The organism is Streptomyces sp. SAS_270, assembly GCF_052543295.1.
In genome coordinates this window covers 81140-93896 of the sequence record NZ_JBMNDS010000005.1, presented here as the reverse complement: position 1 = coordinate 93896, position 12757 = coordinate 81140, and the positions used below count along the sequence as shown (strand labels likewise).

Here is a 12757-nt window from a genome sequence, read left to right as displayed (position 1 = left end):
TAGACGTCCCAAGAGAGGGCTCGCCATGGCGAACGAGCGTCTGCGCGCGGCGATTTCGGCAAAGGGCGAGACCATCCAGTCCCTTGCCCAGCACGTCGGAGTCGACCCGAAGAGTGTGGAGCGCTGGATCACGACCGACCGGACGCCGCACCGAGGGCACCGGTGGAAGACCGCGAGCTTCCTGGAAGCAGACGAGATCTACCTGTGGCCTTCAGTCGAGAAGCAAGCTGAGACGGCAAGCACGTCCGAGCTCATCACCTATTACCCGCACCGGGGCGCCGTTCCAGCCCCACTGTGGCCATCGCTTTTCGAGAAGGCCGCGAGCCAGATCGACGTCCTCGTGTATGCAGGCCTGTTTCTCTTCGACGGTCACCCCGACTTGCCCGAGCTGCTGGCGGAGAAGGCCAACGCAGGCACTCAGGTGCGCATCCTGCTAGGCGACCCGGACTCCGAGATGGTGCGGCAGCGGGGCGAAGAGGAGGGCATCGGTGACGGCCTGGCCGCACGTGCCCGGATAACCCGCAGCTACCTCGATCCGGTCGCCAAGACGTCAGGCCTTGAGATCCGGCTGCACGACACGATCCTGTACAACTCGATCTACCGGTTCGACGACGACGTGTTGGTGAACCCGCACGTCCTCGGAGCACCAGCCGGGCAGAACCCGGTTCTGCACTTCCGGTACATCCCGGGGGCTCGAACCTTCCGGCACTACATGCGCAGCTTCGACTACGCATGGGACCGGGGACGATCTGCGTAGCCGAGGCCGAATCGGCCGGCGGGGAGACATGCGACGCTGGAAGCATGGCCCGTATCGACTACTTCAACGACCCGAGCGCCCCAAAGGCGAACAGCATCGTCCCCTCAGTGACCGCGGTTGCCCTCAACGAGGCCGGGGATGTGCTGTTGATCCACAAGACGGACAACGATCTGTGGGCACTACCCGGCGGCGGGGTAGACGTTGGTGAGTCAGTCGCCGACGCAGCCGTACGGGAGACCAAGGAAGAGACCGGGTTCGACGTCGAGGTGACCGGCCTGGTCGGGCTCTACACCAACCCCGCGCACGTCATTGCGTACGACGACGGGGAAGTGCGCCAACAGTTCTCGATCTGCTTCACAGCGCGCATCGTCGGTGGGGAGCTACGGACGAGCAGCGAGAGCAAGGAAGTGGCGTTCGTAGCCCCGAGCAAGCTGGACGAGCTGAACATCCATCCGTCCATGCGGATGCGGATCGATCACGGCCTGGAGAACCGGGCGAAGCCCTACATCGGTTAGTCAGCGAGACGCGCAAGCGTCCGCTCGACGGCCGCCCCGAGGTAGGGCCGGGCCTTACTGATCGCGTTGTGAACTTCACTGCCTGGCTCGTAGCGAACCAAGATCTCATCCATTCGCTGATCGAAGGCGAAGGACTGTCCCGCCGGACCGGTCGTCATGTCGGCACAGATGAGGGCGTCCGAGAGCGGAGAGTCTTCACGCTCGTACACAGCCAACTCGGCTGTCAGCCCTCGCTGTTCCGCCTCATAGACGGCGCCGGAGTGATGTGCGACGAGTCGCACGAGTCGCGTTGGCGCGCCGAGCCGCTCCAGGTGTCGGGCACCGTCGAGGGGATGGAACCCTGTCTCACTCAGCTCCGGGGCGTAGCCGATGTCATGCAGCCAAGCGGCGGCAACAAGAAGCTCCCTCTCGCCCTCGGACACAGCCGCGGAGACCTCACGCGCCCTGGCTGCCACGGCCTGAGTGTGCAACCAGCGGTTCCCGAGCGGGGGCAGCAGGGACTCAGCCAGTTCGGCCGCACCCTGGGGCGTGTCCAATACAGAAGGCATGGATGGAACCGTAGCCGAGTCGAGAGGGTGGCCGACAGCCCGAAGCCGGACGCTCCGGATCATGGCGCGGTGGGAGTTTCCCTACTTCATCAAGGCCCGCGCACGGCGCGGGCGCGCGCCGCCCGACGGCGCGGCCTGCCTCTGTCTTCGCCCCGGCTGGCCGCGCCAGGCGGCGCGCTACGTGCATGCGGGCGGAAGTGGAAACCCTCTGTGGCTGGGGCGGTCGGCTCCACGACTTTAGGCAGCCACCATGGGGCGAGCCTCGAAGATCATGGCCCCAACGTCGTGCTTTAACGGGCAGGTCCACAGACTGCCCGACTCGCCGGAAGCTTAAGGGGCCATGATCACTCGCCCCATGGCAGCTCCCGCCCAAAGTCGCTACGCCGACCGCGCGAGCACGTGCAGGCCCACAGGCTCCGAGCCCAAATGATCTTTCCCGAGATGCGGGCGGTACCCCATCCGGCAATCATTGAAGACGGGGCATCACAGGAACCACCTAAGAGGTGATCCACCCATGTCGGAGCAGCTAAAGGTCACGTGCAAGAGCTGCGGCCAAGAGTTCCCGTCGCCTATCCAAGCCGACAGGGCAACATTCGAGGACCCTACGAACCGCATTTCTGGCAATTCGTATCAGTGTCCGAGTTGCGGGCAGGCAAGTACCTATGAGAAGGGAGACCACTTCTTCGCGTGAGTACGGCCTGTAGCCAACGGTGGTTGGAGACCCCGGCAACTACTTTCGTGGGAGCGAGGGCTCTCCAGAGTCATCGAGTTGCGTGGCAGCCGCATGTGGCCAGTGATCATGGCATCCAGTCGACGAATGCGTGTCGAAGTTGGCGAAGCGGGTTCGTCATCTCCCGCTTGTGCGCAGGTCAAGGGTATGGAGTGCCCAGAGCGCCCAGGGCCCTTCTAAGCGCTTGGCCTCATGGCACGCGGGGTGGTCGGCTACGCCGCCCGGCCTAGAGCTCTCTGAGCAGGCAGGCAAGCGCCGCCTATACGTCTCCGAAGTAGGTCGAGTGAAACGCGGCAGAGTCACTCAGTCCAGCGACCTCGCTGTTGAACCACGATGGACGTGGCCTGGCAGTTGGGCGGCAAAGACCACTCAATGACAGACAGCCCAGCTAGCTCGATCATTTCTTCCGTGATGCCTAGCCTATGCAATGGCGTCTCGGAATAGCGTTGCAGCCAATTAAGACGCCTTTCCCTCTCCGCCTCTTCCATTTGCACCCAGACATCCACCACGACGCCTACTTGGGAATTTTTGCTTCCGCCTTGGAGCCATAATCGCCGCACGTAGGGAAGGGATGCCGGATCTTGAGCTAGTAATACCAGACACCATGCCGTCTTGTAGCCCAGCGATGGCCCGTGATGCGTCACCAGCCGATGAGCACGCCACTGGCTTATGGGTGCCAGAAACCACCGCCACATTGCAGTCACGGACTCTTCTCCGTTGGCTCGACAACGCTCTTAGCGGGATTCAGCTGGACCGTTCCTCGCGAGCCGAGCTGGACTGCTCTAGCTGTAGTTCACGCTTTCGCTGCTCTTCCTTGAGTCGCTCGACATATCTTGCGAATAGACGCAAGCGGTCTGCTTCAGCTAGCGGGACGCCGTTCTGGCTCGCATAATCGTCGAGCATAAATTGAGAAGCGTTGTAATGCTTCTCAATTTCATCCGCGGTGGATTGAAGATTATAGCCGCGCTCTCGGAACTTAAAGTATCCCGTCACGCCAGCCGAGATACCAACCAAAGCACTCAGAGCAGACGTACCAATGGCAAGACCTTTATTGTTTCCTTCATTCATAGCCGCCAGGGTGGATGTGACGATCGAGCCACTGATGATCACCAGTTGGAATGCGTTATGCACTCTCCTATTCCTACTGGCTCCCTGCCGATATTGAGCAATCAGGTCAAGGGACGCTTCGCGGTATATTCGAAGCCCAGATGGAGAGTCGAGCGGAAGGCGGGCGGCCGCCGTCTGGCGGTCTTGCAGGGCATTACGAAGGAGTCCAGCGCGATTAACGATTTTCTTGCGGTTCTTCCAAATGGTCCAGGTTAAGGCAATCCAGAGCCCCAGGACTATTATCAGCCCTGCCCAGCGCGTGAAATTTGGCTTCGATTCCCAAAGCCCAACTATTACCGTGTACCCCAGCAAGAAAGCTAACGCGACTGCGCCAAATAGACACAACGCGAAAATGCGTTGAAAGGTCCTGGAAGCGCGCAGATCATCTTCTATCTCATCGAAAATCTTTACGCGCTGCCGATACTCTTCCTGCAAACGTCTTTCTTCTTCGACTGTCAGTGCAGGAGGAGTGTGTGTAACTCCGCCGGCCGAGCGCGTGCGTCCGCCTGTAGCACCCTGTCCGCTGGTCACAGCACCCCCGTACTCCGACTCGCTAATGCAATGCGTTGGGAGAGTACGGACAGTTTGAGTGGCCCACAATGCCTCATTGCCACTCGGGAGGAAATAACCAACCAATGTTACTGCTGTTCCCCAAGTTGTTTGATAACTGACATTATTCACGCCATGTCAAGCGCTGATCTCCTCATATCATGACGGCAGAAGCACAGGGGGCGCACGGGGTGCTCAACAAGCGCGACCGGTCAGCCCCAGCCCCACTGAGACGAAAAGGTCTTGCTGAGTCGCGGACTATCCGTGGACGAGTGCGGCTCAGCCAGACGCAGACCAAGCCCTGACCAGCGACGCTTCCTCAGATCGAAAGGCCCTCCGGAGCCGTGTGCGCAGGTTCGAATCCTGCCGGGGGCACCCCTCATGAGGTGCCCAAAGACCCCGTCACCAGCGGAAACGCTGAGGCCGGGGTCTTCGCGTATGTGCAGGTGGATGCCGCCCGACGCGACCGTATGTCGAGGTCTGTGGACGAGGCGTGGACGGGATCTGGGGGCATCGCCGCAGGTGAACCCGCCGAAACAACGAGGCCCCGGACAGATTGCCAGGAGCCTCGCGCGTTGCTCAGTGATCACGCTTGGATCTCGCGGACCAGGGTGTTGTCTCCTTCATAGAGCTCCAGGGAGTACCTGAAACCGAAGCGGTCGAGTACGCCGCCGAGCTCGTCAAAACGCTGTGGGTTGACGACTCCGCTCAGCAGTACGTCCGGACCCTCGATCGGGTCGACCTCCAGCTGACACCAGCTGGTTTCGACCTCGTATCCGTGCCAGGAAGACGACCTCGAACTCCACCCCGCCCGCACGAAGTGCTGGGCCACGGCAGAGGCATCCTGGCAACCGCGCAGAACACCGCATACGTTGTTGTCCACCTCAACCCACTCAGGATCGAGCTGCTGACCGTCTTCGGATATGTCCACGCCGGAAGTATGAAGCCGCAGGTCCGGCGCAATCACTCGTATTCAGGAAGCAGGTCCTCGATACGCCGGTTGGCGACGTTCTGCCGTCCATCAAGGCACTTCGCGTAGCGGGTGAGCAGTACCTCAACGCGGTTGCCAGCACGTTCGGCGACCTCGGTGGGGTCGACACCCGCGTTGAGCCACGTCGACAGGGCGGAGTGCCGAAGGTCGTACGGCCGAGGCAAGAGGCGAAGCCGCCACAACCGGGAGCAGCGCGAGCAACCGAGCCTCCTGCCACACGCGGTTACGTCGAGGACGGGACGACCGCGCCCTTCTCGCTGAAGAAGAGCCGTCCGCCATCCGCCGTGCCGAACATGGCCAAGTGCTCGCGGAACACGGCGACGAGGTGGGGCGGGATGGGCACCCGCCGGACATCCTCGGCCGGTCTGTTCTTCAGCCCGCGGTCGTTATGGGTCTCCCCTGAGTCGGTCCACTGCTTGCCGACCGACGGACGGGGCCGGTGAAGCAGGGCCGAGCCCCAGCCTTGTTCGGGAAGGATCAGGTCCGTCTCGACAAGGGCGACCGCTTCAGCCGGCCGGAGGCCCCCGAAGTACATGGCGGCGAACAGACCCACGAGACGACGACCGCGAGCGCGCCGATAACCGCCCACGTAGGAGACGGCCGCCAGAAGATTGCGAGCCTGCTCCGGGTTGGCGACCACGCCGGGGTCGACCTGGTTGGACACCTTCGGCTTCTTCCAGCGGACAGCCCGTGACGGGGTCTCACGAAGCTCCCCCAGGTCGACCGCGTAATTGGCCGCGTTGACGAGCGTCCGCCGCTTGCGCCGCACGGTTTCGGCTGCTGCGGCGGTGTCATCGAGCTTGACTTTCAGCGAGTCGAGGATTGCGCGAGCCGTGGCGGGTTCAGCAAGGTCGGCGAGGGGCCGAGATGCCTTGGAGACCCAGTGAAGGACGTTCCGCATGTCGCCCGGATTCTCTCGGTCGTTCGGCCCCGGAAGCACGAAAGCCCAGTTCCGAAGCGCCTTGCGGATCGCCTAATCAGACGGCCGTCCAGCACGCTCATCGAGGAGCCCTATTGTCACGCTGGTGAGGGATTCGTTGATGCCATCCCGCGTATTGGGGGCGGCATGGGGCCACTTCATCACCAGATACCTGAGGGCGAAGTCGTACCACGACACAGCCGACTTCTTCTCTTCCATCGAGGCGGGGAGGCCGGACTCCGTGTCGAATTCCTCGCCGTCGCGCATCGCGCGCATGAGTTTCGCTCGGTAGTGCTCGGCGAGTGCCTTGGTGCAGAAGGAGTCGGAGAAGACGTTGCCCGCCACAGACCAGCGGACGCCGTACGAGGGCGTCTTGGTGTCGTGCTTGCGCACGGCCCAGACCTTCACGTCGAGAGACTTCACGCTGCCGCCTCCAACTGCCGCAGCCATGTGGTGAAGTCGCTCCGCCACACCCGGAGTTCTCCGTTGGGTAGTTTGAACGCGACTGGCCCGTAGATCGATGCCCAGCAATACCAGGAGTGGCTTCGGTACCACCCAGGCTTGTTCGGTGGCTAAATGCGACGCGGTTGACCATTTGTCATGCCGTAATTTCCTCCCACCCCATCGCTTTTGCGATCTTCTTGTTGTTCAAGTCCTCGTGCCCGTCGATGCAACCTTCGTACCGACGGTGGATGACCTCTGGCGAGTTACCCACGCGCCTGGCCACCTCGGCGCCCGGGACCCCTGCGTTCAACCAGTTCGTGATACACGTATGCCGGAGGTCATCAGGGCGCCGTCCTGGCGGGGAAGCCGATTTATCTGGCGGCAACGCGAAGGGACGGGTTTCCTGCCACACGCGCCAGTAGCTGGAGGTGCCGAGCCCGTCGCCGCGCTCGTTCGGGAAGACCCTGCCGTCCCTGGCCGTGCCGAACCCGTTCAGGACGCCCACGCCTACACACAGCCGGGCCGGCCTTGAGTCATCTACCCCGGAAGCCGGACACTCGGTATGGGCACACGCCCCGAGCCATCAGGACTAGAAGCCGTAGGACCTGTCTGCCTGGTACAGCTCAGAAACGTCGTCCCACTCCGCCCTTGGCGGGCAACCGTTCGGTTCACTTCAGTCCGGTTGGAAGAACGCGAGGAGTTTCTGGGCGGCGTCCGGTGACGTGAGCAGTTGCTGCATGTCTGCGGACATGCGGGCGGCGGTGCTGGTGCGTTCGAACATTTCGCGTTCGTAGTTCTGGACGGCGGTGGGGACGTCGTCCGGGTGTGCGGCCAGTGCGAGGGCGAGCAGGGCGCCGTCGAGCAAAGCCATGTTGGCGCCCTCGCCCACGGGCGGCATCAGGTGCGCGGCGTCGCCGAGCAGTGTGACGTCCGGCTTCGACGGCCAGGTCAGGCCGACCGGGAGTGTGGTGAGCGACCGCGGCACGACCGTGTCGTCGCAGGCCGCGATCAGTGCGGTGAACCGTGGGTCCCAGCCGTGGAGCAGGTCGATCAGCCGGGACCGGGCGGCGGCCGGGTCGTCGAACGGGATCCCGCTGGTGGCGAACCAGTCCTCGGCGGTGTTGTAGAAGCTGAGGCCGATGCGAACGCGGCCGTCGCCGTTGCGCTGCGCCGCCAGGGACAGTCCGTTGCCGAGCACCCAGTAGTTGCCGCGCCCGACCATCGCCGCGAGGTCGGGGTGCGTGCGGTCGATGTCGGGAATGCCGACCTCGACGACGTTCTGGCCGAGGTGCGCCGGGCGGGCGTCAGTGAGCAGCGGGCGGACCCGGGACTGGGCACCGTCCGCGCCGACCAGCAGGTCGTACGTCGCACTGCTGCCGTCGGCGAAGTGCAGCAGACCGTCATCGGCGTGCTCGAACGCGTGCCCCCAGCGCACCGCGCGTTCGGGGAGGGAGTCCAGCAGCAGGTTGCGCAGATCGGCGCGGTCGACCTCGGGTCGATCGAGCGGGGCGTCGTCGGGGGTGTCCTCCTGGAGCAGCAGGGTGCCGTCCGGCTCCAGAAGACGCATGTCCTGGCCTTCGCCACGGGCAATCGCGTGGAACTGGTCGATCAGGCCCGCCTCGCGCAACGCCCGCTGGCCGGAGTGGATGTCGAGCATGCCGCCCTGGCCTCGTGCATCGCGTGACGGTTCGCGTTCGTACACGACGGCGTCGATGCCGTTCACGTGCAGCACTCGGGCAAGGGCCAGGCCGCCCAGGCCGGCTCCGACGATGGTGACGGTCATGGTCATGGCTGCCTCCGATTCACCGTATTGCCTGCCGGCGGGACGTCGACTCGTGATGCGCGCGGACCACTGGCGGCGGGGCAACGACGCCCGGCGCCTGAGGCGATCCCGTCCGCGACCGGGCGGTTCACCGGCTCAGCCGGGGCGCGAGGATCGTGCGCACTGTCTTGGCCACCTTGCTCGCCGCGGAACCGTCCTCTTCTTCGGGTTCCGGTTCCAGTACGTGTTGGATCTGCAGCAGCAGTTGGTTGGTCGACCGCCAGAGCGGGATGAACAGGCCTGCGACCGGACCTGCGCCCTGGATCGGGCCGTTGGACAGCTCGGTGACCTTCTTGGCGAGCGTGACCGTGGTCGGGTCCCGCAGGATCAGGTGCACCTCGTCGTCGACGAGCCGGATTTCCATCCTGCGCGCGGCGGTCTCCTCCGGGTTCGCGTCCGTGGTCGTCCCCGGATCCAGTTCGTCGATCTTGGCGGCGACCGCGTCCGGGTCGACTCCGAGTTCGCGCAGCACCCTGGCCGCCATGCTGTTCTCCGCCCGCAGCATCGCCTCCAGCAGGTGGTGGCTGCCGACCGGGGCGCCGCCTGCCAGCGCGCCGGCGGCGGACACGGCGTCCTCGGTGGCTGATGTGCCGACCGGCCAAGAGCCGGCCGCGACGCCCTGCGGTCCCTGCGATCTCTGCAGTCCCTGCGATCCGTGGGATCCCGCCGATCCCGCCGATCCCGCCGATCCCTCAGATCCCGCCGATCCCTCCAATGACGCCAGCACCGCGGCACGGATCCTGCTGATCGGGCTGATCCGTTCGGCGAGTACCTTCGCGGCGACGCCCTCACCTTCCGTGACCAGGGCGAGCAGGATGTGCTCCGTACCGATGTAGGTGTGGTGCAACTGCAGCGCCTCGCGCAGGGCGAGGTCCAGCGTCTTCTTCGCGCCCGGCGCGAACGGGATGTGGCCTTTCAGCTCCTGCTTGCCGGGCTTGACCACCGCGGCGATGTCGGCCTGCGCCGTCTCCTTGCCGTACCCGAGCCGGTGCAGCACTTTCGCCGCCACGGTGTCCGGCGCGTCGAGCAGCCCCAACAGGATGTGCTCCGTGCCGATGTAGTCCTGCTTGAGCAGCCGCGCCTCCTCCTGAGCCGTGACGACCACCTTGCGGGCTTCCGCTGTGAACCTCTCAAATGGCATGGCTCCATGGTCCCAACCCTGTCAATACACTGTTATTAATAGGGTCACCGTGTGGAAGGGAGGGTGTGATGGAGACACCGTCGGACTGGGAGGACCGGCTCGCGCGCTGGCAGAACGAGCTGGAGCTGTTCGAGCGGCTGGACGAGACACCGTGGGTGACGCTGGCCAAGGCGGAAGCCGAGACCGGCGTTTCCCGTTCGGCCCTGCGGTCCTGGTACCGCAACGGCGAGATCCGGTCCCGGCTGGTGGACGGGCCCAACGGGCCGCAACGCCTGGTCCAGCTGGAGGCCGTGATCGAGCGCGCCGCCGCCTCACCGCGCATCCAGCGCAGGGCGGAACGAGAAGTCAGCCTGGAAGCCCAGGTCACCCTGCTACGGCACCGGGTCGACCAGCTTGAGCTGCGGCTCGCCGCGCTGGAGCGGAAGTGACCGGCTGAGCCCTGGGGACCCGTGCCGGGGGTGTGGCTCTACGGCGGCTTGCCTGTGAACCGGTGGGCGTCCCGCCCGGCCCGGCCCGGCCCGGGAACCGTTCCTCCGGATCCTGCGTGACCTCCTCTTGACGTGTTGTCTGCTGGTGCTGAGGGGACCGAATGAGAGCGCGGACGATCGGGAGCGTGGCGGTATCGGCATGTGTGGCGCTGGTGGCGTGCGCATGCGGTCCGGACAAGGCGAAGGAGGACGACGCGGGCGCGAAGCCTTCGCAGTCGTCGGCGTCCACGCGGGCCGAGGAGCCTACGGCCACGCCGTCCGCGTCCGCTCGGACCGAGAAGCCGTCGGCCGAGCCGACCGGCGACCAGCCCGCGCCCAGGACGAAGGAGGGCGCGATCAAGCGGTACGAGCTGTACCTCCACGCCCTGGGCCGTGAGGACATCAACACGGTCTGCGACGTGGCCGGGCCCGCCGCGAAGAAGGCGCAGGACCAGGGGCTCGGCCCGTGCACGTCGACGTACACCGCCGTGTTCCGGATGATCTCGCCCGCGCAGAAGAACGCTCTGAAGACCTCGACGGTCGACCCGCGGCGCGTCGTCGTGCGTACGCCCGACAAGGTCGAGATGCCGGTCGCAGCGGTCAGGTCCTCCGCCACCTTCTCCGAGAGCGACCTCGGCAGCTACACCCTGGAGTACCTCAAGAACGACTGGTACATCACCGACTGAAACCGACTGAACTCGACGCGCGAGAAAAGAATTCTTGCGTGAACTCCCTTTGTGGGGATTGGTGTTGGTGTTCCAGGAGGGGCAGCCAAAGGAATTGCGCGTGATGCTCCGCGGGTGATGTTGCGCACATCAGTGGTCGGGGTGTCTAGGCAAGTGGCTGTTTTTCGTCGACAGTTGGGCGAGTTGGGTGACGCGTTGTCGCCGGGGGGTTTGAGGCTGGGACGCACTTTTTGTGCGGCCCGGCGTTGCCGATCTTCTGCAGAAAGCTCTCGCTGACATGCGCAATTCGTCCGACATCCCCGTGCAGCCCCATGTCGTCTCCGTCGCCGAGGTCATTCCCGGTGATCTTCTCGCACTGTCCGAGGAGGACGTGACGGCGGACAAGTGGTACGTGGTCATGCATACGCTGCCCGAGACGCCCGAAACGATTCGGGTCACGTTGCGACCGCCGCTCGGCGGTATTGATCGCGACGAGTTGTTCGAGCGGGGGCACCGGGTGACGGTGGCCTGTCGGCGGGTGGATGTCGGGGGAATTCCTCATCTCGTCCCGGCCGATCTCGATGCGGTGGAATTCCGCGAAGGGGATCGCGTCACCCTGCTGCGCGCGGTGGATCCGCGGGCCGTGGAGGAGTCGTACACCCGCAGGTGGGGGCACTGGCACCGGGATCTGGAGGGACCGGTCCAGGAGCACGTCGAGGAGCGCGTCGACGACGCCGAGCTGCGGAGGCTGGGCGCCCAGGCGGCCGGAGAGGGCTACGTCGTACGGCATCACCCTCGGCCGGGCTCCACGGCGCGCGTCGCGGGGCCGCGGCGGGTCGTCGTCACCGGTCTCGGGGCCATCACGCCGCTCGGCGTCGGTGTCGGGGAGCTGTGGCAGGGGCTCGTGGAGGGCCGGTGCGGGATACGGGAGTTGGAGGGCGAGGAGTTCGCCGAGTTGCCCGTGCGGGTCGCGGGGAGTGTTCCCGTGGACCCGGTCGGGCTGCTGCCCCGGCCGCAGGCGCGGCGGATGAACCGGGCCGCCCAGTTCGCCGTGCTCGCGGCCCGGGAGGCCTGGCAGGACGCCGGATTCGACGTGGCGGGTACGGCCGAGAGCGGGCTCGATCCCGAGCGGGTCGGCGTCAGCGTCGGTGCGATTCTCGGCGACGCCTCCGTGCTCGTCGGCGGCGACCGGAAGCTGCGGGACAAGGGGCCGCGCGCCGTGTCACCGCTCACCACCCCCATGACCGTGCCCTCGCAGGCCGCGTCCCAGGTGTCGCTCGCGCTGCGGATCACCGGCGAGGCGCGCACCGTCACCAGCGCGTGCGCCTCCGGCACCGAGGCGATCGGGCAGGCCATCGACCGTATCCGGTACGGGCATGTCGACGTCGCCCTCGCGGGTGGCGCGGAGGCCGTGGTCACCCCGGCGATCATGGCCTCCTTCGCCGCCATGCGCGCCCTGTCCACGCACGGGCTCGACTCCCGCGACTCCGCCAGCCCCTCCCGGCCCTTCGCCGAGGACCGCGACGGCTTCGTGAACGGGGAGGGCGCCGGGCTCCTGGTGCTGGAGGCCGAGGAACACGCCCGGGCACGCGGCGCCCGCATCTACTGCGAGGCCGCCGGCTGGGGGCTCTCCGCCGACGCCCACCACATGGCCGCGCCCGACCCCTCCGGCCGTGGCGTCGCCCTGGCCCTGCGGCGGGCCGTGAAGGACGCGGGCGCTCACGTCGTCGACGTCGTGCACGTCAACGCCCATGCCACCGCCACCGTGGACGGCGACCTCGCCGAGGCGAGCGCCGTGCACGCCGTCCTCGGCCGGGGCGTCCCCGTCACCGCGCTCAAGGGGCACCTCGGCCATCTGCAGGGGGCTGCCGGCGGGGTCGAGGCCGTCGCCACCGTCCTCACCCTCCACCACGGCCTCATTCCGCCCACCCTCGGCTGCGAGCACCAGGACGACGCCGTCGACCTGGACGTGGTGACCAGGACCGCGCGGCCGCTGCCCACCTCCGGCGACCTCGCCCTCAGCAACTCCTTCGGGTTCGGCGGGCACAATGCGGTGCTGGCCCTCCGGCGGGTCGGATAGTCGGTCGGTCGGCCAGGGGGCA

Annotated in this window: 10 protein-coding genes and 2 pseudogenes; 5 read left to right on the top strand and 7 right to left on the bottom strand. The window is 65.9% G+C overall.

Features of this window, described 5'->3' with window-relative positions:
• The first annotated feature begins 25 nt into the window (after positions 1 to 25).
• Together ACN6LB_RS05350 and ACN6LB_RS05345 are read left to right on the top strand one after the other, a co-directional pair.
• Positions 26 to 757, top strand: coding sequence for an XRE family transcriptional regulator (locus ACN6LB_RS05350; RefSeq protein WP_356133553.1), 732 nt, complete (start codon positions 26 to 28; stop codon positions 755 to 757).
• 44 nt (positions 758 to 801) lie between these two features.
• A complete protein-coding gene (locus ACN6LB_RS05345) occupies positions 802 to 1272 on the top strand; it encodes an NUDIX hydrolase (RefSeq protein ID WP_356133551.1) in 471 nt (156 codons plus the stop codon).
• Here ACN6LB_RS05345 and ACN6LB_RS05340 read toward each other — a convergent pair.
• From ACN6LB_RS05340 to ACN6LB_RS05310, 7 genes and pseudogenes are all read right to left on the bottom strand, one after another.
• Positions 1269 to 1820: an HD domain-containing protein gene (locus ACN6LB_RS05340; protein ID WP_445024779.1), complete on the bottom strand. Its 552-nt coding sequence runs from the start codon at positions 1818 to 1820 to the stop codon at positions 1269 to 1271. The two genes, ACN6LB_RS05345 and ACN6LB_RS05340, sit on opposite strands and share 4 nt — an antisense overlap.
• A gap of 1474 nt (positions 1821 to 3294) precedes the next feature.
• Positions 3295 to 4188: a DUF4231 domain-containing protein gene (locus ACN6LB_RS05335; RefSeq protein WP_445024778.1), complete on the bottom strand. Its 894-nt coding sequence runs from the start codon at positions 4186 to 4188 to the stop codon at positions 3295 to 3297.
• Between the two features lie 604 nt (positions 4189 to 4792).
• Positions 4793 to 5137, bottom strand: a complete 345-nt coding sequence (locus tag ACN6LB_RS05330; protein ID WP_445024777.1) for a hypothetical protein — start codon at positions 5135 to 5137, stop codon at positions 4793 to 4795.
• 32 nt (positions 5138 to 5169) lie between these two features.
• Positions 5170 to 6539, bottom strand: a pseudogene (locus ACN6LB_RS05325) (tyrosine-type recombinase/integrase).
• A pseudogene (locus ACN6LB_RS05320) lies at positions 6536 to 6628 on the bottom strand (excisionase); the annotation flags it as partial. The pseudogenes ACN6LB_RS05320 and ACN6LB_RS05325, both read right to left, overlap by 4 nt.
• A gap of 605 nt (positions 6629 to 7233) precedes the next feature.
• Positions 7234 to 8343 carry an FAD-dependent oxidoreductase gene (locus ACN6LB_RS05315; protein ID WP_445024845.1) on the bottom strand — a complete coding sequence of 370 codons (1110 nt, stop codon included), beginning with the start codon at positions 8341 to 8343 and terminating at the stop codon, positions 7234 to 7236.
• Positions 8344 to 8470: 127 nt separating this feature from the next.
• Positions 8471 to 9523, bottom strand: coding sequence for a Clp protease N-terminal domain-containing protein (locus ACN6LB_RS05310; RefSeq protein WP_445024776.1), 1053 nt, complete (start codon positions 9521 to 9523; stop codon positions 8471 to 8473).
• Between the two features lie 68 nt (positions 9524 to 9591).
• On the opposite strand from ACN6LB_RS05310, the gene ACN6LB_RS05305 reads away from it, so the two are divergent.
• The 3 genes from ACN6LB_RS05305 to ACN6LB_RS05295 all read left to right on the top strand — a co-directional run bounded on the left by ACN6LB_RS05305 (position 9592) and on the right by ACN6LB_RS05295 (position 12735).
• Entirely contained in the window at positions 9592 to 9951 is a 360-nt protein-coding gene (locus ACN6LB_RS05305) for an excisionase (RefSeq protein WP_078645052.1), read from the top strand.
• 185 nt (positions 9952 to 10136) lie between these two features.
• Positions 10137 to 10676: a hypothetical protein gene (locus ACN6LB_RS05300; RefSeq protein ID WP_445024775.1), complete on the top strand. Its 540-nt coding sequence runs from the start codon at positions 10137 to 10139 to the stop codon at positions 10674 to 10676.
• Positions 10677 to 10953: 277 nt separating this feature from the next.
• Positions 10954 to 12735 carry a beta-ketoacyl-[acyl-carrier-protein] synthase family protein gene (locus tag ACN6LB_RS05295; protein WP_445024774.1) on the top strand — a complete coding sequence of 594 codons (1782 nt, stop codon included), beginning with the start codon at positions 10954 to 10956 and terminating at the stop codon, positions 12733 to 12735.
• Positions 12736 to 12757 lie beyond the last annotated feature (22 nt).